The sequence below is a fragment of the Roseibium sp. genome (assembly GCF_039982295.1).
Classification (GTDB): domain Bacteria; phylum Pseudomonadota; class Alphaproteobacteria; order Rhizobiales; family Stappiaceae; genus Roseibium.
The window spans coordinates 13,569-36,986 of the sequence record NZ_JBDWYP010000084.1 but is presented as its reverse complement, the minus strand read 5'-3'; the positions used below and the strand labels follow the sequence as shown (position 1 = coordinate 36,986).

At 56.7% G+C, this 23,418-nt stretch carries 20 protein-coding genes; 13 read left to right on the top strand and 7 right to left on the bottom strand.

The genetic code is table 11. The features are described 5' to 3' along the window. Positions 1 to 60: 60 nt before the first annotated feature. On the bottom strand, positions 61 to 429 hold the full coding sequence (locus ABJZ52_RS17805; protein WP_348192296.1) for a hypothetical protein: 369 nt from the start codon (positions 427 to 429) through the stop codon (positions 61 to 63). 277 nt (positions 430 to 706) lie between these two features. Between ABJZ52_RS17805 and hmgA the strand changes: the two genes are divergently transcribed. The 8 genes from hmgA (at position 707) to ABJZ52_RS17765 (ending at position 9,965) form a co-directional block, all read left to right on the top strand. Further along, positions 707 to 2,056 carry a homogentisate 1,2-dioxygenase gene (gene hmgA / locus ABJZ52_RS17800; RefSeq protein WP_348192293.1) on the top strand — a complete coding sequence of 450 codons (1,350 nt, stop codon included), beginning with the start codon at positions 707 to 709 and terminating at the stop codon, positions 2,054 to 2,056. Then, entirely contained in the window at positions 2,056 to 2,955 is a 900-nt protein-coding gene (locus ABJZ52_RS17795; RefSeq protein ID WP_348192290.1) for an MBL fold metallo-hydrolase, read from the top strand. The genes hmgA and ABJZ52_RS17795 overlap by 1 nt, the downstream gene beginning before the upstream one ends. Next, complete coding sequence (locus tag ABJZ52_RS17790) at positions 2,952 to 3,965, top strand: fumarylacetoacetate hydrolase family protein (protein ID WP_348192288.1); 1,014 nt, start codon at positions 2,952 to 2,954, stop codon at positions 3,963 to 3,965. The genes ABJZ52_RS17795 and ABJZ52_RS17790 overlap by 4 nt, the downstream gene beginning before the upstream one ends. A gap of 142 nt (positions 3,966 to 4,107) precedes the next feature. Continuing rightward, entirely contained in the window at positions 4,108 to 5,058 is a 951-nt protein-coding gene (locus ABJZ52_RS17785; protein WP_348192285.1) for an MBL fold metallo-hydrolase, read from the top strand. Between the two features lie 5 nt (positions 5,059 to 5,063). Then, positions 5,064 to 5,585, top strand: a complete 522-nt coding sequence (locus tag ABJZ52_RS17780) for a DinB family protein (RefSeq protein ID WP_348192282.1) — start codon at positions 5,064 to 5,066, stop codon at positions 5,583 to 5,585. A gap of 46 nt (positions 5,586 to 5,631) precedes the next feature. Continuing rightward, a complete protein-coding gene (locus ABJZ52_RS17775; RefSeq protein WP_348192279.1) occupies positions 5,632 to 7,248 on the top strand; it encodes an FAD-dependent oxidoreductase in 1,617 nt (538 codons plus the stop codon). A gap of 17 nt (positions 7,249 to 7,265) precedes the next feature. Continuing rightward, positions 7,266 to 7,451 (top strand): DUF2783 domain-containing protein, encoded by a 186-nt coding sequence (locus ABJZ52_RS17770; protein WP_348192277.1) that lies wholly within the window; start codon positions 7,266 to 7,268, stop codon positions 7,449 to 7,451. A gap of 264 nt (positions 7,452 to 7,715) precedes the next feature. After that, positions 7,716 to 9,965: an EAL domain-containing protein gene (locus ABJZ52_RS17765; protein ID WP_348192274.1), complete on the top strand. Its 2,250-nt coding sequence runs from the start codon at positions 7,716 to 7,718 to the stop codon at positions 9,963 to 9,965. Positions 9,966 to 9,989: 24 nt separating this feature from the next. Here the strand turns inward: ABJZ52_RS17765 and ABJZ52_RS17760 are convergent, their stop codons facing one another. From ABJZ52_RS17760 to ABJZ52_RS17735, 6 genes are all read right to left on the bottom strand, one after another. Beyond that, the gene (locus ABJZ52_RS17760) at positions 9,990 to 10,934 is read right to left on the bottom strand and encodes a 3-keto-5-aminohexanoate cleavage protein (RefSeq protein ID WP_348192271.1); all 945 of its coding nucleotides are present in this window, start codon (positions 10,932 to 10,934) and stop codon (positions 9,990 to 9,992) included. Then, the gene (locus ABJZ52_RS17755) at positions 10,931 to 11,878 is read right to left on the bottom strand and encodes a 3-hydroxyacyl-CoA dehydrogenase (protein ID WP_348192269.1); all 948 of its coding nucleotides are present in this window, start codon (positions 11,876 to 11,878) and stop codon (positions 10,931 to 10,933) included. Before ABJZ52_RS17755 ends, ABJZ52_RS17760 begins: the two co-directional genes overlap by 4 nt. A 190-nt stretch (positions 11,879 to 12,068) precedes the next feature. After that, positions 12,069 to 14,207, bottom strand: coding sequence for an autotransporter outer membrane beta-barrel domain-containing protein (locus tag ABJZ52_RS17750; protein ID WP_348192266.1), 2,139 nt, complete (start codon positions 14,205 to 14,207; stop codon positions 12,069 to 12,071). A 502-nt stretch (positions 14,208 to 14,709) separates the two neighbouring features. Continuing rightward, on the bottom strand, positions 14,710 to 15,723 hold the full coding sequence (locus ABJZ52_RS17745; protein ID WP_348192263.1) for a YihY/virulence factor BrkB family protein: 1,014 nt from the start codon (positions 15,721 to 15,723) through the stop codon (positions 14,710 to 14,712). Between the two features lie 16 nt (positions 15,724 to 15,739). Continuing rightward, positions 15,740 to 16,321, bottom strand: a complete 582-nt coding sequence (locus tag ABJZ52_RS17740; RefSeq protein ID WP_348192260.1) for an exopolysaccharide biosynthesis protein — start codon at positions 16,319 to 16,321, stop codon at positions 15,740 to 15,742. A gap of 68 nt (positions 16,322 to 16,389) precedes the next feature. After that, entirely contained in the window at positions 16,390 to 16,650 is a 261-nt protein-coding gene (locus tag ABJZ52_RS17735) for a Rho termination factor (RefSeq protein ID WP_348192258.1), read from the bottom strand. A 134-nt stretch (positions 16,651 to 16,784) separates the two neighbouring features. On the opposite strand from ABJZ52_RS17735, the gene ABJZ52_RS17730 reads away from it, so the two are divergent. The 5 genes from ABJZ52_RS17730 (at position 16,785) to ABJZ52_RS17710 (ending at position 23,306) form a co-directional block, all read left to right on the top strand. Next, the gene (locus tag ABJZ52_RS17730; RefSeq protein ID WP_153771185.1) at positions 16,785 to 17,372 is read left to right on the top strand and encodes an ANTAR domain-containing protein; all 588 of its coding nucleotides are present in this window, start codon (positions 16,785 to 16,787) and stop codon (positions 17,370 to 17,372) included. A gap of 53 nt (positions 17,373 to 17,425) precedes the next feature. Then, positions 17,426 to 18,595: a CmpA/NrtA family ABC transporter substrate-binding protein gene (locus ABJZ52_RS17725; protein WP_348192255.1), complete on the top strand. Its 1,170-nt coding sequence runs from the start codon at positions 17,426 to 17,428 to the stop codon at positions 18,593 to 18,595. 350 nt (positions 18,596 to 18,945) lie between these two features. Further along, a complete protein-coding gene (locus ABJZ52_RS17720; protein WP_348192252.1) occupies positions 18,946 to 20,352 on the top strand; it encodes a CmpA/NrtA family ABC transporter substrate-binding protein in 1,407 nt (468 codons plus the stop codon). Between the two features lie 92 nt (positions 20,353 to 20,444). Continuing rightward, positions 20,445 to 21,527, top strand: a complete 1,083-nt coding sequence (locus tag ABJZ52_RS17715) for an ABC transporter permease (protein ID WP_348192249.1) — start codon at positions 20,445 to 20,447, stop codon at positions 21,525 to 21,527. A 9-nt stretch (positions 21,528 to 21,536) separates the two neighbouring features. Continuing rightward, positions 21,537 to 23,306, top strand: coding sequence for an ABC transporter ATP-binding protein (locus tag ABJZ52_RS17710; protein ID WP_348192246.1), 1,770 nt, complete (start codon positions 21,537 to 21,539; stop codon positions 23,304 to 23,306). The last annotated feature ends 112 nt before the right edge of the window (positions 23,307 to 23,418 follow it).

The following is a 23,418-nucleotide window of genomic DNA, read 5'->3' as shown; positions in this document are numbered from 1 at the left end:
AACGTTGGGAAATAGTTAATTGCGTTTGTCTCAAAGAGCCATGTTGCCATGGAGCTGAAGTCATAGAGCAGGGCGCATGCGTTGTGGCTTGGCTGAAAGTGATTTCATTGCATCGTCAGCTGAGTTGAGCAGGTATCGCAACTGGCTGATTTCCTGATCAATGCCGGCAATGGTGCGGCTGAGGACGCCATCGAGATAACTGCCTGCAGGGGCGTTCTCTCTGACTGTTTCTGCCTTGTCACGTGTCTTGCGCAGGTAAAGCAGGATCGTCTGAACTTCGGGTGATGTGACAGGCGTGGCGCGGCTCTTATGTGCCTCATCACCGTCAAATTGTTCGTGGGGAATACCTAGACGGGAATAGCCAATGCCGGCGGCGTGTGTCGCGATCAAATTTTCAGGGCCTGCGGTGTCTGTCAGCGGAAAGCGCATGTCTCAAACCTCAAATGTTCTTATTTTGTTCTTATAGCGAACAATCTCCCGAATAACAAGTCAGGCACGTTGGGGCAGGTGGGCTGAGCGCCGTTCTGTGGACTTTCTTGAGCTGTGAGGGAGCGCGAAACGGCCAGGGTCCAACGATTATGCGTGCGGTATTGAACGGTTCAAAAGGCCAGAGTCGGCCAGGGGTCTTCAAGGCTTGACCCTTCCGGATCAGAAAGTTACAAATGAAACTAATTTGCATGCGCCCTGTTTTGGGAGGAATCAGCATATGCGTCACGACACCGTTCAGACCGCGGGCCAAAATGCGCTCGAGTACATGCCCGGCTTTGGCAACGATTTTGAGACTGAGGCGCTTGCCGGCGCTTTGCCGCAGGGAATGAACAGCCCGCAAAAATGCCCGTACGGTCTTTATGCCGAGCAATTGTCCGGCACGGCGTTCACCGCTCCAAGCCATCAGAACGAGCGCACATGGTGTTATCGCATCCGGCCGTCCGTGAAGCATTCCACCCGTTATGCGAAAATCGACCTGCCTTATTGGAAGTCGGCGCCCCATGTGGATCCGGATGTGGTGTCGCTTGGACAGTACCGCTGGGACCCGGTACCACACACGGCGGAAGAGCTGACCTGGCTGACCGGCATGCGCACGATGACGACGGCTGGAGATGTGAACACCCAGGTTGGCATGGCGAGCCATATCTATCTGATCACAGCCTCCATGGTTGACGAGTATTTCTATTCAGCCGACAGCGAGCTTTTGATCGTGCCCCAGGAAGGCAAGTTGCGGCTGGCGACAGAACTCGGGGTCATTGATCTGGCGCCGCAGGAAATCGCGATCATCCCCCGTGGGTTGGTCTACAGGGTCGAGCTGCTTGAAGGGCCGGCGCGCGGCTTTGTCTGCGAGAACTATGGCCAGAAATTTGAGCTGCCGGGACGCGGACCGATTGGCGCCAATTGCATGGCCAATCGGCGCGACTTCAAGACGCCGGTCGCCGCCTTTGAGGATCGTGACGCGCCTTCCAGGATCACCATCAAATGGTGCGGCCAGTTTCATGAAACGAAAATTGGCCATTCCCCGTTGGATATCGTTGCCTGGCACGGCAACTACGCGCCGGTCAAATATGACTTGAGTACCTATTGCCCGGTCGGGTCGATCCTTTTCGACCATCCCGATCCGTCCATCTTCACCGTTCTGACGGCGCCGTCCGGAGTTCCGGGAACCGCCAACATCGACTTCGTTTTGTTTCGGGAGCGCTGGATGGTGGCTGAGGATACCTTCCGTCCGCCCTGGTATCACAAGAACATCATGTCCGAGTTGATGGGCAACATATACGGTCAGTATGATGCGAAGCCGAAGGGCTTCATTCCCGGCGGCATGAGCTTGCACAACATGATGCTGCCTCACGGACCGGACAAGAATGCTTTCGAGGGCGCATCAACGTCGGATCTGAAGGCTGAAAAGCTCGACAACACCATGTCCTTCATGTTCGAGACGCGCTTTCCGCAGCATTTGACCAGATTTGCGGCAAAGGAAGCCCCTCTGCAGGATGACTACATCGACTGTTGGGATAGTCTCGAGAAGAAATTCGACGGCACCCCTGAGGGCAACTGGAGCAAATGATGGCACAGGCAACGGGAAACGCTGCGCAGGATCGTCTGGTCATTCTGGGATCCAAGGGCGGTCCGGCCATCCGTCCGGGAGGGCCATCACCCGCCAGTTCTCTTCTGCAGGTCGCAGGCCGGACTTGCGTCATCGACTGCGGACTTGGAGTGACCCGTGGGTTGGTGGAGGCAGGTGTCTGGCTTAAACATCTGGATCTGATCTTCATCACTCACATGCATTCCGATCACGTGCTGGAACTCGGCCCGCTGATCCACACGGCTTGGACGACAGGGTTGTCGACAAAGGTCACGATCTATGGTCCGGCAGATCTGCAGGACTACTGGGACGGTTTCCTGGCCTCGATGCGTTATGACATCGATCTCAGGATTGAGGATGAGGGAAGGCCGGATCTGCGTGATCTCGTGGAGATTCGACTGATCGGCGAAGGTTCACTGGACGTCCAGGATGACGCGCTGAAGATTTCAGCCCTGCGAGTCGACCACCCACCGGTCATTGATTGTTTCGCACTCAGGTTCGATGTCTCCGACAACATCGGTTCATGGTCCGTTGTGTTCGGGGCAGATACGGCCTATTTCCCGCCGCTCGCCGATTTTGCAAGTGGCTGCGATATTCTGGTGCACGAAGCCATGCTTCAGCATGGAGTGGATCGGATCGTTGAAATCACGGGCAACGGCGAACGGCTGCGTCAACATTTGATGGACAGTCACACGCTCGCTCCGGATGCGGCAAGGATCGCAGCAAGCGCGCAAACGCCTCATCTGGTGCTCAATCATCTGATCCCGGCGGACCTGCCCGGATTTGAAGAGCAGGACTGGCTCGATGCGTGCGCGCCCGAATTCTCAGGAACAACAACAGTCGGATACGACGGTCTGACGATACCGAGGAAACGTTCATGAAACTTGCATCGCTCAAGGACGGCAGCCGGGACGGAAAGCTGGTCATCGTCAACAAGGAACTGACACGCTGCACCGAGGCGATGCATATCGCGCCGACGCTTCAGGCCGCACTCGACGATTGGAACAAGGTCGCGCCAAAACTGCAGGTGCTGGCCGAGAGCCTCAGCCACGATGCGGTTCCATCCCTGCGCTTTCATGAGCATGACGCGCTGTCTCCGTTGCCTCGCGCCTACCAGTGGGCCGATGGCTCGGCTTACGTCAATCATGTGGAGCTGGTGCGTAAGGCACGCAAAGCGGACATGCCGGACAGTTTCTGGACCGACCCGCTGATGTATCAAGGGGGCTCCGACAGTTTCCTTGCGCCGCGCGATCCGATTCTGATGGCGGACGAAGCCTATGGCATTGATATGGAAGGCGAGATTGCAGTCATCGTTGGCGACGTGCCCATGGGCGCGAGCCTCGAGCAGGCACGTGCCGCGATCCGCCTCGTCATGTTGGTCAATGATGTGTCCCTGCGTGGTTTGATCCCGGCTGAACTTGGCAAGGGATTTGGCTTCTTTCAATCCAAACCGTCCTCGGCGTTTTCCCCTGTCGCCGTCACGCCTGACGCGCTGGGCGATGCCTGGGATGGCGGCAAGCTCTCTTTGCCGCTGCGTGTCGACTACAATGGCAAGGCCTTTGGCCGCGCCGAAGCGGGCATCGACATGACATTCGATTTCCCGCAGCTCATTGTCCATGCCGCAAAGACCCGGCCTCTGTCTGCCGGAACGATCATCGGTTCGGGCACTGTTTCCAACAAGCTGGATGGTGGTCCGGGCAAACCGGTTTCTGAAGGTGGTGTCGGTTATTCCTGCATTGCCGAGATCCGCATGATCGAGACCATCAAAGACGGACAACCGAAAACACCTTTCATGAAGTTCGGCGATACGGTCCGCATCGAAATGATGGACAAAGCCGGTCATACGATCTTCGGAGCGATTGAGCAGGTGGTTCAGCCCCACGGCGCTTAATCGTCGACTTTCGACCGCCGCCGTCATGTTCGGGATCAAGCTCGGCATGACGAGAGCACGACTGAGCATACGAGCAATTTGGGCGTTGACGCGCCGAGACAGAAAAAGCCCCTGAAACACGGGCGCATATTAGGACGGGTACATGACCAAGAAATTCGCATCAGCTGGCGACATGGCGAAAAAGGAAATTTCCTTCACGGAGATCGGCCGCGACCTGTGGGCCTTCACCGCAGAAGGGGACCCGAATTCGGGCGTGATCATTGGCGATGACAGTGTCATGATCATCGAGGCGCAGGCCACCCCACGCCTTGCGAACAAGGTCATCGAGAAGGTTCGCACCGTCACCGACAAGCCGATTTCCCACCTGGTGCTGACCCACTATCACGCCGTCCGTGTTCTGGGAGCGTCGGCCTACAACGCTCCGACGGTGATCATGGGCGATGCCGCCCTTGCCATGGTCGAGGAGCGTGGCGCCGAGGACTGGGCGTCCGAATTCGAGCGCTTTCCGCGCCTGTTTCAGGGGCATGAGAGCATTCCTGGTCTGACCTACCCGACAACGACCTTTTCCGAGCGCATGACGGTCTATCTGGGCAAGCGCCGGGTGGATCTGATGCATCTTGGCCGCGCCCATACGGCCGGAGATATCGTCGCCTGGGTGCCAGACGAAGAGGTGATGTTCACGGGCGATATCGTTGAATATCACTCTGCCTGTTACTGCGGCGACGGCCACTTCGAGGAATGGGGTGACACGCTCGATATGATCCGTTCTTTCGACCCTCAGTCGATTGCGCCGGGGCGTGGGGACGCATTGATCGGACCGGAGATGGTGGAAGCTGCCATCGATTGCACCCGTGACTTCGTTGAAAGCACGTATCGTCCAGTGACAAAGGTCGTTGCTCGTGGCGGTACATTGAAGGAAGCTTGGGACGCAGTGCGCGCCGAGTGCGATGAAAAGTTCAAGGACTTTGCCATTTACGAACACTGCCTGCCATTCAACGTGGCTCGGGCCTTTGATGAGGCGCGAGGCATCGAAACCCCGCGCATCTGGACTGCTGAGCGTGATGCCGAGATGTGGGCGCAGCTGCAGGGGTAATGCGCATGGAGGCAATCGAGCAGCTGCGTCTCCAGGCGCGTAACAACGCCTGGGCCAACCAGCGCTTTTATGACGCTTGCTGCCAGCTGTCGCAGATCGAGTTTGACGCCGGGCGTTCCGGCTTCTTTCCCTCGATCCGGGAAACGCTGCAGCACATCCTCGCTGTCGATCGCTACTATCTGGATTCACTGAAAGAAGAGGGCCGGGGACGTTCGCTTTATGATGATCTCCTGCCGCGAACAGCTGCCGAACTTCAGGCAATGCAGGTTGAGGTGGATGCAGCGCTGATCGCCTTCTGTGACACACTTTCACCTGATGACCTGACAAAGTCAGTAGAGCAGGACCGTGGAGAAAAGGGCGTTCGCCGGGAGCGGATCGACCGCACCTTGCTGCACCTCTTTCAGCACCAGATCCATCATCGGGGCCAGGCTCACGCAATGCTGTCCAGAACCAGCGCTGCGCCTCCTCAGCTGGATGAGTTCTTTCTTGAATTTGACCGGCATGAGGCGGCCCAAAAACTGCAATAGACGACAACTGCAATAGACGAATGTCCCTGGTTCCCGGGAGGAACGCATGACCAAGATCTTCGAAACGCCGCTCTATCCATACGAGCGTTCGCCGGATCAGGATGCAACATCAACAGTCAATCATCCTGTCGTGGTCATCGGCGCTGGTCCGGTGGGGCTGGCAACCGCCATCGACTTGGCCATGTCGGACATTCCGGTCGTGGTCCTTGACGAGAACGACAAGGTCAGTTTCGGCTCCAGGGCCATCTGCTTTTCCAAGCGCACGCTGGAGATCATGGACCGGCTTGGTTGCGCGGATGCCTTCGTGAAGAAGGGCGTCGTCTGGAACGTCGGCAAGGTCTTTTTCGGAGAACGTAAGGTCTATGACTTCAACCTCCTGCCGGAGGAAGGGCACAAGCATCCCGCCTTCGTCAATTTGCAGCAGTATTATTGCGAGCTCTATCTCGTCGAGCGTGTGCGCCAGCTGCAGGCTGAAGGCAAGCCGATCCAGATCCGGGGCAACAACAGGCTGTCTGCACTTGAGACCTCTGCAACAGGCAACAGCCTGAGCGTTGAGACACCTGAAGGTGCTTACGAACTCACCTGTGACTGGCTGGTTGCATGCGATGGTGCGAATTCCCCGACCCGCAGTATGATGGGCCTCGACTTCATCGGTCGAGTATTCGAGGACAATTTCCTCATCGCTGACGTGACCATGAAAGCCGATTTCCCGGTGGAGCGCTGGTTCTGGTTCGACCCGCCGTTCAACAAGGGACAGTCGGCGCTTTTGCACAAGCAACCCGACGGGGTCTGGCGGATTGACCTGCAGCTCGGCTGGGACATCGACAAGGACGAAGAGAAGAAGCCGGAAAAGGTCATTCCCCGTCTGAAGCAAATGCTCGGAGAAGATGTAGAGTTCGAACTCGAATGGGTGTCTATCTACACCTTCCAATGCCGCCGTATGGAAAGTTTCCGCCATGGCCGCGTGCTCTTTGCAGGAGACAGCGCTCATCAGGTTTCGCCGTTCGGCGCACGTGGCGCAAATTCCGGATTTCAGGACGCGGAAAACCTTGCATGGAAACTCAAGCTTGTTCTGCAAGGCAAGGTATCTGACGGTCTGCTCGACAGCTACAACGAGGAGCGTGTTCAGGCGGCCGACGAGAATATTCTGAATTCAAGTCGCTCGACGGATTTCATTACACCGAAGTCTGAGATCAGCAGGATCTTCCGCAATGCGGTTCTTGATCTGGCTGAGGTGCAGGCTTTTGCCCGTCCTCTGGTCAATTCCGGCCGGCTGTCCCTGCCCAGCACCTATGACGGATCTACGCTCAATGGTGAGATCATCGCCCAATTGCCGCAGAGAACGCGGCCCGGCGCCCCGGCTTGCGACGCGCCCTTGGGTGAAGGCTGGCTGCTGAACCAGTTGCCGAGCGGTTTCACTTTGCTGGGTCTAGGGTGCGAGGTGCCCAAGAACACGGACTTTGGCGGGTTTCTCCTACACGGCCTGTCCGTTTCTGCAGCTGACGTGGGATCAGACCTCAGGGAACGGTATCTGTCGGACGCTAAAGCCGCAGTCTATTTGCTGCGGCCCGATCAGCATGTCGCTGCGAGGTGGCTGGCATATGATGCCAGGGACGTTGCAACCGCGATGAACAAAGTGCTCGCCAACACGGCCGCCCAATGAGAAAGGTTCCTGGCAAGATGACCGAGAACATCGGCTTCACCCACCCTGATGACTTCTATGCCCAGCTTCTTGCCGCCCATGACGGGCTCAGCAAGGCAGAGAGCGACGCATTGAATGCGAGGTTGATTCTGGTGCTTGCAGCATTTGTCGGCGATCAGGACAAATTGACGGAAGCATTGGAGCTGGCCGCGCGTAAAGAGTAGGCTGCTTTTCTAGAGATCGTTTCTCGATTTTTGTGTTGAATAATTATTTTGATATTGTTCTTTTTGTCGAAATTCATGCGATCCAAATTAATGTCGATTTTTTCTTTTAAGGGTGCTGGGTTATGAGGATAGTGTTTGGATTTTCAATGAGGTTTATTGTTAGTCAGTAATTTTAACAATGACTATATTGACGGTTTCGATGTTCTGAATTTGTTATGAAATTCCCGCTACGGTTGCCAAGTGGAACTACGTAGCGGGGACCGTATGAGCGAAGGCAGCTATCCTCTGCCGGAGAATGAAGCAGGGCGCCTATCGTCCCTGCGCGCTCTGGATATTCTTCGATCACCCAAAGACCCCGAGTTTGACGCCATCACCGAGTTGGCAGCATCCATCCTTGAGTGTCCGATTGCGCTTGTGAGTCTCGTTGAGGAACAACAGCAATGGTTCAAGTCTTGCGTTGGTGTGGCTGTGGAGTCGACGCCACGTGACGTCTCGTTCTGCACTCATGCGATTGCCACGGGAAAGCCACTGGTGGTTCCCGACACGCATAAGGATCCACGCTTCACGGACAACCCGCAGGTGACGGGCGAACCCCATATTCGGTTTTATGCTGGCTACCCTCTTTCCATTGACCGGGTTCATTATCTGGGGGCCTTGTGCGTCATGGACGACAAGCCTCGCCAGCCTACCGAGTTTCAACTCCAGCAGCTGGAACGTCTGGCGCTAGTGGTCGAGGGGCTGCTGCGCTCTTACAAGACCATGGCGCTCGCCAAGCAATCGAGCATCCTGGCGCATGCGCAAAACGCGAAAGTAGCGAGCCAGCACAAGCTTCTGAAGCAGATCGAGAGCCTGGCCAACATAGGTGCATGGCGGCTCGATCGGGACACAAATACTATAACTTGGTCCGATCAGGTTTTCAGGCTGCATGAGTTGCCGATCGGGACACCTCTCGATCTCGAAATGGCTTTGTCCTTTTATCCCGAGGAGACGCGCCCGGATGTGGAGGAAACGATCTCTCGGTCTATCGCCGCGGGAATACCTTTTCTTGTCGAGACGGACTTTGTTACCAGCACCGGACGGCAAAGGCGTGTTCGGTTCTCGGGCGAACTTGAAGATGCTGGCTCGGATGAAAACATGCTGATTGGCGTCATCCAGGACATCACGGAACAACACGAGCACGAGCAGGTTCTGTGGCAAGCAGCTCACATTGACTCGCTCTCCGGCCTTGGCAACCGGCACTGGTTTCAATCCAGGCTGGAAGAGATGATGAAGGGCTGTGGCGGCACACCTTGCGAGCATGCCCTGATCCTGATCGACTTGGACGGCTTCAAGCTTGCGAATGACAGTCTTGGTCATCTGGCCGGAGACGAGGTCATTCGAGTGGTTGCCGAACGGATCCGGGAGAGCTCCGGAGAAGGTAGTTTTTGCGCGAGAATTGGCGGGGATGAATTCGCGGTGATTGTGCCGGTGAGCGCCCCGGAAACACCGGCCGAGACGGCGAACAAACTGATTTCACGGATCAAGGATCCTATCCCGTTCGAAGGGACATCCGTTTATGTCAGCGCTTCGATTGGCCTCGCCTTTGCCCCGCAAGACGCATCAAGCGCCGAGGACCTGATGAAGTGCGCGGATATGGCTCTTTACCGGGTGAAACGCTCCGGGCGTGGACGGGTCGGCTATTATGAAAAGACGTTGAAGCAAGTCTTTGATAGCCGCCAGAAGGCGATTGACATTGTCCGCAGTGCGCATCGGTCTCACCGACTTGAAACGCACTATCAGCCGATTGTGAATCTGAACGACATGTCGATCAAAGGGGCGGAGGCTCTCGTGCGTGTGTCCGACCCAAACGGCAGCCTGCTTGGGCCTGAGGACTTCTGGGATGCCTTTAAAGACCCTGAGAGCGCACGCGTGGTCGATAGCAGCGTTTTCCAGATTGTACTGGCAAACCTAAGACATTGGCGGAGCCAGGGCTTTGCGCCTGGACGGATCAGCATCAACGCATCGAAATACTGGTTCCAGACTGATGATTTCGCGTCCGGATTTCTGGCGCAGTTGGGCGCTAGCAGCATTCCGGCAGACATGATCCGCCTTGAAGTGACTGAAAGTGTTCTGCTGAACGACGAGATAGAGTGTGTTCATCGCATTTTGTCCGAGTTGCGCGAGGCGGGCGTCTCGATCACGCTTGATGACTTCGGTGCCGGTTTCGCATCCCTGACGCATCTTCGCGACTATCCGATCGACGCGATCAAGATCGACAGATCATTCATCAAGGCTTTGTCCTTGTCTCACCAGAACACCTTGATCGTTCGCTCGATCGTCGATCTGTCGAAGAGCTTCAATCTGACGGTTATTGCCGCGGGTGTGGAAAGCTATGCGGAAGCCAGGTTCCTTCAATCCATCGGTTGTGACCAGGCCCAGGGATCTCTTTTCAGCGAGGCGGTTGATGCTGCCGAGTTGCAAAAGGCCCTTGCAGATCAGGAAAGCACCACGGCGCCTGTAAGTTATGTTATCTAGCGCGTCGCGATGCCCCTTTCTTTTTTAAAATCCGACCCTGTCAGGTCCCTTGAGCGACAATATCTCGCGCGCTTCATCGGGTGTTGCGATCTGAAGTCCAAGGCCCTCGATGATTTTGCGGACCATCGTGACTTGATCAGCGCTGGACTTGGCCAACTTGCCTTTTCCGGCCCAAAGGCTGTCCTCAAGCCCGACCCTGACGTTGCCGCCGAGGGCTGCTGCCTGTGCCGCGATCTTGAGTTGGGCTGAACCTGCTCCCAATACCGACCAGCGATAGGCATCTCCAAACAGGCGGTCCGCGGTCCGTTTCATGTGCAGGACGTCTTCGGGATGGGTTCCGATCCCGCCGAGAAGACCGAAGACCGACTGAACGAAGAACGGCGGTTTGACGAGGCCCCGATCGACAAAATGCGCAAGGTTGTAGAGGTGCGAGATGTCGTAACACTCGAACTCGAAACGGGTGTCGTTCTCGTAACAGGTCGACAGGACGTATTCGATGTCCTTGAAGGAGTTGCGGAACACCAGATCCCGGGTGGACTCCAGAAACGGCTTTTCCCAGTTGTGCTTGAAGCTGTCGTATTTCTCCGCCAGGTGAAACAGGCCGAAGTTCATGGATCCCATGTTTAGCGAAGCGACTTCCGGTTTGAACTGGGCGGCTGGCCGCACCCGTTCCTCCACAGTCATGTATGGGCTGCCGCCGGTGGTGAGATTCAGGGCGGCATTTGTTGACTGTTTGATGCGCGGCAAAAAGCGTGCAAAGCCCTCAGGGCTTTGATCCGGCTTGCCGGTTTCCGGATCTCTGGCATGAAGATGCAAAACTGCCGCCCCGGCCTCTGCCGCCTTGACAGCTTCGGCGACGATTTCATCCGGTGTGATCGGCAGGTGCGGCGACATGGTCGGCGTGTGGATTGAACCGGTGAGCGCACAGGTGATGATCACCTTGCCCTTGAGCGGATTGACTGCACTCATTGTCCTGTCTCCCTGTCCTGGGTGCGCTTATGGGCGGCCAGAGCCATCAGTCGCCGGTCCCGCCACTTCTGGCGTTCTTCGAGTTGGTCGGCAGACAGACGTTTTCGGCGATCGTTTTCAATCTCATCGAGCACAGGCCCTGCCCAGTCGACGCGGGTCTTCATTTGCTCGAACATGTTGGCGAACATGCCCTGATAACGGGTGGCATAGTCCCGCACGCCGCCCGGTGCATTGAGGTCGATGGTCTCGAACGGACCCATGAAGGCCCAGCGGGCAGCCAGCCCCTCACGGATGCCTATGTCGACATCTTCTGCGCTGGCATGACCGCCCTCAACGAGCCGGAAGGCTTCTTCCAGCAGTGCGCCCTGCATGCGGTTCATGATGAAGCCGTCGATTTCACCGGTCATCATGATCGGCGATTGACCGGCTTCGATCATCAGCCGGCGGGTGGCTTCCATCGCGTCCTGGTTCGTCCAGGGGGAGGGGACAACCTCGACAGCCTTGATCAGGTAGGGAGGATTGATCGGGTGCGCGACAAGACAGCGTGAGCGTCCATCAAGGTGTTCGGTGAACTTTGACGGCAGCAGGGCCGATGTCGAACTCGCCAGGATTGTCTCCGGCGCAACGAGTTTGTCGAGCCGGGTATAGAGCTCTTTCTTTATCTCAAGGTCTTCTGGCGCGTTCTCCTGAACGTGAATTGCGTCCTTCAGCGCTGTTGCAAGATTAGCTTCGGCGGACAGGCGAGGCATGACTTCGGCCGGTTCTTGGCCATTCAGCAAGTCGTTTGCCGCGAGGTCTTCAAGCACGTCAGCGATATAGGATATCGCGGCATCCGGTGCAGCCGGATCCACGTCCCAAAGGCAAGCCTCGTAGCCCGCCCGGGCAAATGAGATGGCCCAGGCTCGGCCGATAAAGCCGGACCCCACGATAGCGATCTTCGACATGGTGTCTTCTCCCGAATGCTGGAGCCTTGCCGCGCGTCGTTGGGAATGCGCGGCCTCCTCACAGGCTCCGAATTCGAAAAGACAAGCAAATTCACGCTGAAGAGAAAAGGCTTGAGAGGGGCGAAAGTGTTCGCTTGCTCAGATTGAAGGGAAGACCGTCAGTTGCGATCAGCATAGAGGCACTTGTCGCTCAGAAACTCAGGCGAAGTGTGCCTTTGATGCCGTGATCTTGTGCATGGGCACCCAGCTGGCCGGAGTAGCGCAGATCAATGAGCGTATTTTCGGTCATTGCCATGTCGAGACCGGCATCGAATACGAGCGTGTCGCGCTCCAGTGGCAGGCCGGAAATGGTGAAGCTGCTGGAACCGGATGCATAGGACATGGTGCTTTCCGGAGTGATTTCGCCGAAGGCATGCCGCCAGCCGACTGACCCGCTCACCCGGAATGCGCTGGTATCCGACAGGTCGATCTCGTGCCCAAGGCGGATCCCGAGCGTGGAGAAAAGATTGGTCTGATGCGTGGAGCTTACGTTCAGAGCTGCAGCGTTGCCTTTTTCAGTGAAATTCTCCGTGTGGTTGCTGATAAGGCTCAATCCGGCGAAGGGCTCGAAGCTTGAGGCAAGACCAAAGGGAAGACCATAGGCAGCTTCCATCCAGGCTTGACCAGTCCAGCCGGTGTAATCAGCGGTCAGGAAACCTGGAAGGCCGGAGATGCCGGTCTCTCGGCTGGCATCAATCTGGTTGTAGGTCGCTCCGAGGCCTGCTTGCAGTCCGATGGGACCGAACTGGGCGCTGCCATAGACGAAACCATGATACCCGTCGATCCGGGACTTGGAAAAGCGGTCCGAGGTGCTTGAGAAAGTGCGGGAATAGCCAAAGGCCATGCCAAGCCGCGCGGCGTCGTTCACCAGCGCATCGACGCCGGCCATCATTCCCGCGGTTGTCGTATCCGTGTCGGCTGCCGATCCGGTGCCACTAACACTGAGGAAGTTTCCATAGCCGCGGAACCAGATCTCCGGGCCGCTCAGGAACGGTGAATAGCCTTCGCCATCGCCGTGAAAAGCGGTAGCACTTGTGCTTCCAAGTGAGTTTTGCGTGCCTTGCATACGCCCTGTGATGACGCCAGAGGAGGCGAAGGCTGAATGGAAAGAACCGCTTGCCGCACTTGCATGGGTTTCGCCAGTCAAGCCGTTATAGATCAAGCTTGCCGACTGACTGCTGGTTGTGCCGATGAAAGCGTCATGGACGGCATGTCCATCGCCAAATTCCTCAATGATCCTGCCAACGGCCTTCTCGTTTCCCGTCACTGCCTTTGATGTTACTGCCTTCGCACTTTTGGTCAGCGTCAAATAGCCTTTGGTACCCTCAAAGCGGGCACTGGCATCCAGAAAATGATAGCCGGATTCGACCTTGAGCCCGTATGCGGTGCTGTTGATCTCGAAGCCTTCCTTGGTTTCGATGATGGTGAATTCCTTGTCGAGCTCCGGCGTGAAGCCGCGCTTGTTGGCGTTCACGGCCAGATGGATGATTGCGTACGTCAGGTGATCCAGAGAGCTTGTATAGGTCGGGTTGACCAGATCCTTGGCGACATAAAGATCCGCATGGTCATCCAGCGCGGTTGCGTCGAAAAGCATGGTGGAATCGTTACCAAAGACGAGCTGGTTGTTGACCGAAGTCGAAGGCGAGGAGCCATTGTTCCGGTCGATCATATGCAGCGTGCCGCCATAGAACCAAAGCGTTGTGTTGTTGTAGTAGGAGTTTGTGTTGGTCGTCAGATTGATGGTCTTGGCCTTTAGGACACTACCGCCATTGACCTTGAAAACATCATAGATATTTGCGCTGGGATCCGGCGTGATTGTGAGCGCGTCGACACTCAGTGTGGAGTTGTCGATCGAGACTGCCGGCTTGTAGGCGTAGCCGCTGGGGTAGGGTGCGCCCTTTGCGTTCACGGTGAACGTGCTGATATCTGCAAGTGCGCCGTCAGACATCGTGAAAGTCTGATCTGTGGAGCTTGAAACGCCCAGCACAACCTTGTTCGCGGTTAGAGAGCTGCCGGATCCGGAAATATTCAAGTTGCCTATCCCGGATCCCACGGCATGGGTTTCCGCACTGTCGTGGTAGTAGCCTCCAGTCAGTAACCGATCTGTTGTGACCGTTGCGCCATTTTCGATCGAAAGCGTGCCCGCGCCACCGTTCTTGCCCAGATAGATATGGGACGTCACGGCAAGGCCGGCTTTGCTGCCGGAAACCTTCAGGCTGCCGAGCGCGCGAACAATAGAACTGCTTACAAACTTGTGGTTCTCACCGATCGTGATGTTTTTGACAGGCATTTTGGTCACGCCGTAGTAGGAATCGACCGCGGTATCTGTAATGCTTATTTGGTAGTTCTTATTGCTTCCATGTTCCCCGATGATCACATCACTACCACCCGTGTGGTCGGGCCGATGACGATCGTGCCAGCAATCTTTGTCAGTCCAGTTTTTGCTGAGGCTTGTGCATTCAACGTAATGGTCGGCACGTGCGGATTGCGGGGCGACAATGGCCGGTACCAATATCGCCTTGGTAATTGCTAGTGTCAGGACGTGTGGTGAAACGCAGGTCACGCTGGCAGTTCGACGCTTCGAATTCATTGGCCACGTACCCTGTAAGCAACGTGAAGAGAGTATATTTTGAAATTATTAGCTAAAGAAAAACTGCCCCTTCGCGGTTAATAAATCCTTGTCGCAGGGATCAACGGCCTCAAGCCAGGTCGGTCGCAAGACCAGGACATGGAGCATCAAGAGGATTTGTGAAATCGAGCCCGTCTTCAGTCCTGCGCTGCGGCAGTCATGATTAAGGGGCCTGGCTGTTACCCAGATTATCGGCGACGGCCGCGTCTCTTGAGCCTCTGGGTTCTTTCGGGTCCACGGTCGTGTCTCTTGCGGTCTGGCGCTCTATCTCTGCGTTCACTTCAGCACCCAGTAACACCACATAAGTGGACAGGTAGATCCACATCATCATGCCGATGACGGCGCCCAGCGAGCCATAGGTCGCGCCGTAGTGACCGAAGTTCGACAGGTAGTATGCAAATCCGGCAGAAACACAGACGAGGCCCAGGGCGCTGCCTGACGAGCCAAGACTGATCCAGCGCCACTTCGCAGGCTTGCGGCTCGGGCCCCAGCGATAGAGGGCACTGATACCGATCACGCTCATGACAACGACCACGAGCGGCAGAAAGGTGCCCGCCAGCAGGGAATAGATGCCGCCGAGACCGAGGAACTGAAACACCAGGGGAATGACAACCGCCGCGTTCACAAGGATGAGGCCGAAGACCATGACGCTCAGCGTGAACAGCAGGGTAACGGACTTGAGATGAAAGAACCCTCGGCTCTCTTTCTCATTGTAGGCAACATTCATGGCCTGAAAGAGCGCGCTGACACCCTTGTTGGAGCTCCATATCGCAAGCGCAAGCGAAAACAGGAAGGAAAGCCCCAGGCTTTTGCCGGGGCTTGAAATCAGCCTCTGCAGTTCTTCGCGAATGATGTCGAGTGAACTTGCCGGGATCAGTCCGTTCAGCTCGTCGATCTGTCGCGCGAGGCTGCTCGGGTCAGTCAGTAGTCCGTAGAGAGAGACAAACGCGGCGAGAGCGGGAACGATCGACAGGATGATAAAGAAAGCTGAACCGGCTGCGACGAGACCGATCTGATCCTTCTGCAGCTGCCCGAACACGCGAAAGCCAATGTCTAGCCAGCCTCTTGCGGGGATGTCGCGTAGACTGCTTGCATGCCGCCCACGCGCTGTGTCGTCCTCCGGCGAGCTGGAGACGACCTCAGGATGAAAGGCAGAGGGTTGTGATTTACCGGACATTCAGGACAACCCTTGATCAGGAAAGTAAAAGCAGGAAATAGACCGCTGCGCCGGTTGCAAGCAAGCCTGCGAGGGTCACGAGGCCGTCACGGGTGAGAAGACCCAGCGACAGCAAGGCAATTGCGCCGCCTGGAAGAGCGGCGGCGGTCGGGATCAAGGTTGCGGGGAAAACCGCCAGCGCGAGCATGATGCAGAGCAAGGCGACGATGCGAGGCATCGGCGGCCTGGCCAGTATGGGGAGGTGGTTGCCGAGGAAACCGTCGGCTCGCCGAGCGTACGGACGGATCCGGTCGAGCACGGACAGCAGCTTGTCCTTTGGAACCGACCGCTCTCTGAGAAAGCGCGGCAGCCAGATACGGCTCGAGCCGATCAGGATCTGGGCCGATACCAGGATGATGAGGGTTGCAAGAACAACCGGAACGCCCGGAATTGCGCCTACCGGAGATATCATTACGACGGCGGGCAGGAATAGCAGCGGACCGGCGGCGCGACTTCCCGAGGCGTGCAGTATGGCATTCACATCAGCACCGTTTGTGCTCACTTCATCTTCCAGTGAATCCAGCACTTCGGTCACTGAGCTGTTTGGTCCGGCTGACATGCGACATTTCCTTGTGCGATCGCCTGGGGGTCAACCGCCGAACCTCGTTAAACGTTCCAGGGCACTCCTCAATGAGAACGAAGCGCTTCGATCAGATCATCCTTCGCCATGGAGGAGCGTCCATCGATGCCAATGTCCTGAGCCCGTTTGTAGAGCTCGTCCCTTGTCCAGTCCTCGTAGGGGGGAGCGCTGCCGCCATTCCTCGACGGTGTTCCTCCACCGGCTTTTGCATTTGAAATGCGCGCGGCCTTTTCCTTGCTCATGCCGTCGTCTCTCAGGTCTTCATAAAGCTCATCGTCCTTGATCGATGGACCATGTGACTTGGTCATTGGATTTCTCTCCTCTTAACGCGGTTCTTTCGTGAAACGGCCGAGGCGAGCCGAAGTTCCCAAGATCCGGGATGAAGGCTATTCCAATGGTAATGATGCATTGCACAATTATTTCGCATGCGCATAATGGCGCCATGACGCCATCGCTTTCCATATTGGTCATCGACGATAACAAGATCCGGGCCTCCATTATCGAGCAGGGCCTCCTTGACGCTGGTCATGACAAGGTGATCGTTGTCGATCAGATGGATGGTCTTCTGCGCAAGATCACCACCATCGAGCCAGATGTGATTGTGATCGATCTGGAGAACCCGAACCGGGATCAGCTGGAGCATATCTTTCAGGTCACGCGTGCGGTTCAGCGCCCCATTGCCATGTTTGTCGACAAGTCCGAGAGCGGCTCGATTGAGGCCGCTGTGGACGCTGGCGTGTCTGCCTACGTGGTTGATGGGCTGAAAAAGGAGAGGGTCAAGCCAATCCTGGACATGGCGATCAGTAGATTTCGAGCCTATTCGCGCCTGAACCGGGAGCTGGAAGAAGCGCGCACCGAACTGGCTGAACGCAAGACCATTGACCGTGCCAAGGGCATCATCATGAAGTCCAAGGGCATCTCGGAGGATGAGGCTTATCGTCTGCTGCGCAAGACAGCAATGAACCAGAGCCGGAAGATTATCGAGGTGGCGCAAGGGCTCGTCATCGCCAGCGGCCTTTTGGAGGATTAGGCGATGGACATGCTCTCCTTCTTCTTGTCAGACACTTCGAACAGGACAGGCTCATGAGTACGCGGTCAAGCGACACCGTTATTGCCGGGTACATCCCGCTTCTCGACAGCGCCCTGCTGGTGGCAGCAGCTCGCCTTGGATTTGCCGAGGAAGAGGGGATCGACCTGCAACTCGTGCGTGAGACATCTTGGGCCAACATCCGCGATCGAATTTCGGTTGGGCATTTCGACGTTGCACATATGCTCGGCCCCATGCCGATTGCCGCATCTCTCAACATCACCAGTCTTGCTGTTCCGATGCGCGTTCCCATGGCGCTTGGCCTGGGAGGTAATGCGATTACGGTGTCTTGCGCGATCTGGGACCAGATGTCTTCGGCAGGTGCCGGAGAGGAGGGCGATCCCTTCTCGACCGGCTCCTCGTTGGCCGAAGTGATTGCTCGGCGCAAGACCGTAGGTGGTGATCGTTTGCGCTTTGGCGTTGTGCATCCTTTTTCAGGTCATGCGTATGAGTTGCGCTACTGGCTTGCTGCCGCGGGTGTCGATCCGGATGCGGATGTGGAGATCACTGTTCTGCCGCCTCCACTGATGCCTGATGCCTTGGCTGTTGGCCAGATCGATGGCTATTGCGTTGGCGAGCCTTGGAACACTGCGGCGGTTCAGGCAGGTACCGGACGAATTGCGACGTTCAAAGAGGCCATTTGGCCGGCCAGTCCCGAAAAGGTGCTGGGTGTGACGGCAAATTGGGCCGAACGCAATCCGGATCATCTGGATCGCCTCGTGAGGTCCTTGGTCCGATCTGCGGAATGGTGCGGGAACAAGGAAAACGCACCGCAACTCGCAGCTTTATTGGCATCTGCCGAGTTCCTTGATTGTCCTGCAGGCCTCTGCCTTCCGGCGCTGACCGATCAGATGCGGTTGAGCAAGGAAAGTTCCGCTCTGGAGGTTCCATTTATGACGTTCTCGGGTCCGCTCGCTCATTGCCCGCGCCTGGAGCATGGTCTGTGGTTCTATTCCCAGATGGTGCGTTGGGGGCAGGCACGCTTTAATGCCGCGGACCTTGAGATTGTTAGGGGTACATTCAGCAGTGCGATCTATCGCAGAGCCTGTGGTGTAGATAGCCAGTCTGCTCTCGGACAACCTCAGCCAGCCCGTTTCTTCGATAAGCACTCCTTCGATCCCGATGGGATTGAGGCTTATGTCGAGGGTTTCAACGTCAGGGTTTGAGCAGATGTCAAATTGCTGCAGGTGCGTAAAAAATAGACTGATGCCGAAGAAATGGGCCTGAAAATGATGCGCCGCCAAAATATCAAATCGCACCGAAAATAAAGTAAGTTATTGATAGTAATTATGAAAAGATAAAATAGAGAGTTTGGCACGGACCCTGCATAGTAGGTTGCAGAGCCAACGAAGGCCTTCCAGAGATAACGCCCGAAGCAGGGCGGAACGGCAAAGCCGCCGATGCGATCAAACCATGCTCCTCCCGCATGTGATGATCCATCGGCGGCTTTTTTTATTTCTACCCCGTGCCGGGTGAAACAGGCCGGGAACTTGCCAGAATGAGGGATCAGCAAGTGATGAAAAAAACAGACACGCTCACCATTGGCCGCAAGCTTTTGCTTGGCACAATGTTCGCCGCTGGACTGACGGCAACATTGATGCCGGCTCAGGCTGAAATGCTTGACGTCGAGAAGGACGAATTGAAGTTCGGCTTCATCAAGCTCACCGACATGGCGCCGCTCGCCATCGCCTACGAGAAGGGCTATTTCGAGGACGAAGGTCTCTTCGTCACCATCGAGCCTCAGGCGAACTGGAAGGTTCTTCTGGACCGGGTCATCACCGGCGAACTGGACGGAGCGCACATGCTGGCGGGCCAGCCGATCGCGGCCACCATCGGCTTCGGTACCAAGGCTCACATCGTGACGCCATTCTCCATGGACCTGAACGGCAACGGCATCACCGTTTCCAACGAAATCTGGGAAATGATGAAGCCGCACCTGGAAATGCAGGACGACGGCAAGCCTGTCCATCCGGTCAAGGCAAGCGCCCTGAAGCCGGTGGTCGAGCAGTTCAAGGATGAAGGCAAGCCCTTCAACATGGGCATGGTTTTCCCGGTCTCCACTCATAACTACGAGCTTCGCTACTGGCTGGCTTCCGGCGACATTCATCCCGGCTACTACTCCAAGACCGATATCTCCGGCCAGATCCAGGGCGACGCGCTTCTGAGCGTAACGCCGCCGCCGCAGATGCCGGCCACTCTGGAAGCAGGTACGATTTATGGCTACTGCGTGGGTGAGCCGTGGAACCAGGCGGCTGTCTTCAAGGGCATCGGCGTTCCGGTTATCACCGATTATGAGATCTGGAAGAACAACCCGGAGAAGGTCTTTGGCCTGACCAAGGAGTTCACCGAGAAGTACCCAAACACAACACTGGCTCTGACCAAGGCTTTGATCCGGGCAGCCAAGTGGCTCGACGAGAATGACAACGCGAACCGTATGGAAGCGGTTGAAATCCTGTCGCGCTCTGAATATGTCGGCGCAGACGCGGAAGTGATTGCCAACTCCATGACCGGCACCTTCGAATACGAGAAGGGTGATAAGCGCGACGTTCCGGACTTCAACGTCTTCTATCGCTACTTCGCGACCTACCCCTACTACTCGGATGCGGTTTGGTACCTGACCCAGATGCGTCGTTGGGGCCAGATCACCGAGCACAAGCCGGACAGCTGGTACGACGAAGTCGCCAAGTCCGTCTATCGCCCAGACATCTACCTGCAGGCTGCAAAAATGCTGGTCGAAGAAGGTCATGTTGGTGAAGCCGACTTCCCTTGGGAAACCGACGGTTACCGTGAGCCGACACCAGCTGCCGACATCATCGACGGCATCGCCTACGACGGCCGCACGCCCAATGCCTATATCGACAGCCTTCCGATCGGCCTGAAAGGCAAGCAGATCGTGGACGGCAGCGAGGTCGTCGGCGGCTGATCGCGCTCAACAAAACCAGGTGGCGGGCATTACCGTCCGCCACCTGAAAAACAAGAACACGACAAAAAGTCTCCAGACAAAGGACCATGTCCATGGCCAATGCCGACATTTCAGCAGGTTCTGATGTTGCCCGCGCCGCGCGCCGGGAGCGTCTTTTTACGAAGATCAACAAGGCATCGAGCTGGCTGGATGCATTGGGCTTCTCCTGGCTGGTGCCTCTGCTCAAGATTGCTGCAGGCGACAGCGTCAAAGAACAGATGGCCGAGCTGAAGCGCGTTCTGGTGATCCCGCTGCTAGGGATTGCAACCTTTCTGGTTCTGTGGGGTGTTCTTGCACCACAGGTTCAGACGTCTCTGGGCGCGGTTCCCGGACCTGCCCAGGTCTGGACGCAAACGGTCAACCTTTGGGAAGATCATGTCCGTGAGCGCGAGAAGGCCGATGCCTTTTATGAGCGCCAGGACGTGCGCAACGCCAAGCTTGTTGCGGAAGGAAAATCCGACAAGGTCAAGCACAGGACCTATACCGGCAAGCCGACCTACATTGATCAGATTGGCACATCTCTCATCACTGTCGGACTTGGATTTTTCATCGCAACTGCGATAGCGGTTCCGCTCGGTATCGCCTCTGGTTTGTCGCGCAGTTTCAATGGCGCCATCAATCCGCTTATTCAGATCTTCAAGCCGGTCTCCCCGCTTGCGTGGCTTCCTATCGTCACCATGATCATTTCGGCGACCTATGTCGATCCGTGGGATTGGTTGACCAAGTCGCTTTTGATCTCAGCTGTCACGGTTACCCTGTGTTCCATGTGGCCGACGCTGATCAACACCGCGCTCGGCGTGGCATCTGTCGACAAGGATCTGATGAACGTCGGCCGCGTGCTTCAGCTGCCGACCTGGAAGACCATCACCAAGCTGGTGCTGCCGTCCTCGCTTCCGCTGATCTTCACCGGTCTCCGCCTCTCGCTGGGTGTGGGCTGGATGGTGCTGATTGCTGCGGAAATGCTGGCGCAGAACCCGGGCCTCGGTAAATTCGTCTGGGACGAGTTCCAGAACGGATCTTCCCAGTCCCTTGCCAAGATCATGGTCGCTGTCTTCACCATCGGCATCATCGGATTCATGCTCGATCGCTTGATGTTTGCATTGCAGCGCGCCTTCACCTTCTCGGCGAACCGGTAAGGAGCGACCATGTCATTCCTAGAGATCTCGGGTGTATCGAAATCCTACGGCGAAGGTGCTCATCGCACCGACGTATTGGACAGCATCAATTTGAAAGTGGACGAGGGCGAGTTCATCGCCATCGTCGGTTTCTCCGGCACAGGCAAGACCACCTTGATTTCGCTTCTGGCCGGTCTGATCGAGCCGGATACGGGCGGCATTGTCTTCAAGGGTCGCGAGATTGATGGACCGAGCCCGGAGCGGGGCGTTGTCTTTCAGTCCTACTCCTTGATGCCCTGGTTGACAGTTGCGGGAAACGTTGCCCTGGCCGTCGACAGCGTGTTCAAGAAGAAGCCGTCCGCCGAACGCGGCGCGATCGTCGACAAGTACATCAAGATGGTCGGCCTCGAGCACGCGCGTGATCGCATGCCTGCGGAATTGTCCGGCGGCATGCGTCAGCGTGTTGCCGTTGCACGTGCACTGGCCATGCAGCCGGAGCTTCTTCTGCTGGATGAGCCGCTTTCAGCTCTTGACGCTCTGACCCGCGCCAAGCTTCAGGATGAGTTCGCTGCGATCTGCGATGAGGAAAAGAAGACGATCATTCTCATCACCAATGATGTGGATGAGGCGATCCTTCTTGCCGACCGGATCATTCCCTTGAAACCTGGTGCGAAGGCAACGCTCGGACCAGAGTTCAAGGTGTCTTTCAAGCGTCCTCGCGACCGTGCGGAAATGAACTCGGATGATGATTTTATCCAACTGCGCGCATCCATCACCGAATATCTGATGGAAGCAGGAGCCGAGCGCGGCTCGGAGAACGAGCGAGAGATATCCCTGCCCAATATCGTGCCGATCACACAGCGGCCTGGCAAGGATGCCAAGGCGGATAAACTACCTGAAGCCTATCAAAGGGCTGCAAAGACCCAGGTGGAAGACCGCTACCTCGAATTCAGTCAGCTGAAGAAGGTCTATCCGACTCCAAAAGGCCCTTTGACTGTGGTCGATGGCTTCGACTTCAAGATGAAGAAGGGCGAGTTCATCACGCTGATCGGCCACTCTGGCTGCGGCAAGTCTACTGTTCTGTCGATGGTCGCGGGGCTAAACCCGATCACCGAGGGTGCGATTGTCCTGGACGGCACTCATGTCACCAAGGCCGGGCCTGATCGGGCGGTGGTGTTCCAGGCGCCAAGTCTCATGCCCTGGTTGACTGCTTACGAGAATGTCGAGCTTGGCGTGGACAAGGTCTATCCCGATGCGACCAAGTCGGAAAAAATCGACATCATCGAATACTACCTGTCCAAGGTCGGTCTCGGCGACTCCATGCAAAAGGCGGCCGCGGACATGTCGAACGGCATGAAGCAACGTGTCGGGATCGCGCGCGCCTTCGCCTTGTCACCGAAGCTTTTGCTGCTCGATGAGCCATTCGGGATGCTGGATAGCCTGACCCGCTGGGAGTTGCAGGACGTCCTGATGGATGTCTGGAAGCGCACTCAGGTGACTGCGGTCTGTGTTACCCATGACGTCGATGAAGCGATCTTGCTCGCCGACCGGGTTGTGATGATGTCGAACGGTCCCAACGCCCGGATCGGGAACGTCATGGAGGTGGATCTTCCGCGTCCACGCTCACGCAAGGAATTGCTGGCTCACCCGGACTACTACGCCTACCGCGAAGAACTTCTGGACTTCCTGGAAGCCTATGAAGGCGGTGCGGATCCGAGCGAAGAACAACTTCAATCCATTCAGCAAAAACGCGCCAGCCGGCTCGCCCGTCAAAAGGCAGCCATTGAGGCGGCCGAGTAGCCAAAGGAAACATGCCATGACGCCAGATAAAATCCAGCTCGTGCAAACATCCTTCACCAAATTCATTCCCGTCGCGGATGAGGCTGCCGGCACCGGCAGCACCGAAGCAGCA

Coding starts and splice junctions, on each gene's coding strand:
- ABJZ52_RS17755 (WP_348192269.1), bottom strand. CDS start 11,878: ATGTCGAAGATCGCTATCGTGGGGTCCGGCTTTATCGGCCGAGCCTGG.
- ABJZ52_RS17780 (WP_348192282.1), top strand. CDS start 5,064: ATGGAGGCAATCGAGCAGCTGCGTCTCCAGGCGCGTAACAACGCCTGG.
- ABJZ52_RS17765 (WP_348192274.1), top strand. CDS start 7,716: ATGAGCGAAGGCAGCTATCCTCTGCCGGAGAATGAAGCAGGGCGCCTA.
- ABJZ52_RS17790 (WP_348192288.1), top strand. CDS start 2,952: ATGAAACTTGCATCGCTCAAGGACGGCAGCCGGGACGGAAAGCTGGTC.
- ABJZ52_RS17730 (WP_153771185.1), top strand. CDS start 16,785: ATGACGCCATCGCTTTCCATATTGGTCATCGACGATAACAAGATCCGG.
- ABJZ52_RS17710 (WP_348192246.1), top strand. CDS start 21,537: ATGTCATTCCTAGAGATCTCGGGTGTATCGAAATCCTACGGCGAAGGT.
- ABJZ52_RS17775 (WP_348192279.1), top strand. CDS start 5,632: ATGACCAAGATCTTCGAAACGCCGCTCTATCCATACGAGCGTTCGCCG.
- ABJZ52_RS17715 (WP_348192249.1), top strand. CDS start 20,445: ATGGCCAATGCCGACATTTCAGCAGGTTCTGATGTTGCCCGCGCCGCG.
- ABJZ52_RS17805 (WP_348192296.1), bottom strand. CDS start 429: ATGCGCTTTCCGCTGACAGACACCGCAGGCCCTGAAAATTTGATCGCG.
- ABJZ52_RS17740 (WP_348192260.1), bottom strand. CDS start 16,321: ATGTCAGCCGGACCAAACAGCTCAGTGACCGAAGTGCTGGATTCACTG.
- ABJZ52_RS17720 (WP_348192252.1), top strand. CDS start 18,946: ATGAAAAAAACAGACACGCTCACCATTGGCCGCAAGCTTTTGCTTGGC.
- ABJZ52_RS17745 (WP_348192263.1), bottom strand. CDS start 15,723: ATGTCCGGTAAATCACAACCCTCTGCCTTTCATCCTGAGGTCGTCTCC.
- ABJZ52_RS17725 (WP_348192255.1), top strand. CDS start 17,426: ATGAGTACGCGGTCAAGCGACACCGTTATTGCCGGGTACATCCCGCTT.
- ABJZ52_RS17735 (WP_348192258.1), bottom strand. CDS start 16,650: ATGACCAAGTCACATGGTCCATCGATCAAGGACGATGAGCTTTATGAA.
- ABJZ52_RS17795 (WP_348192290.1), top strand. CDS start 2,056: ATGGCACAGGCAACGGGAAACGCTGCGCAGGATCGTCTGGTCATTCTG.
- ABJZ52_RS17760 (WP_348192271.1), bottom strand. CDS start 10,934: ATGAGTGCAGTCAATCCGCTCAAGGGCAAGGTGATCATCACCTGTGCG.
- ABJZ52_RS17750 (WP_348192266.1), bottom strand. CDS start 14,207: ATGCCTGTCAAAAACATCACGATCGGTGAGAACCACAAGTTTGTAAGC.
- hmgA (WP_348192293.1), top strand. CDS start 707: ATGCGTCACGACACCGTTCAGACCGCGGGCCAAAATGCGCTCGAGTAC.
- ABJZ52_RS17770 (WP_348192277.1), top strand. CDS start 7,266: ATGACCGAGAACATCGGCTTCACCCACCCTGATGACTTCTATGCCCAG.
- ABJZ52_RS17785 (WP_348192285.1), top strand. CDS start 4,108: ATGACCAAGAAATTCGCATCAGCTGGCGACATGGCGAAAAAGGAAATT.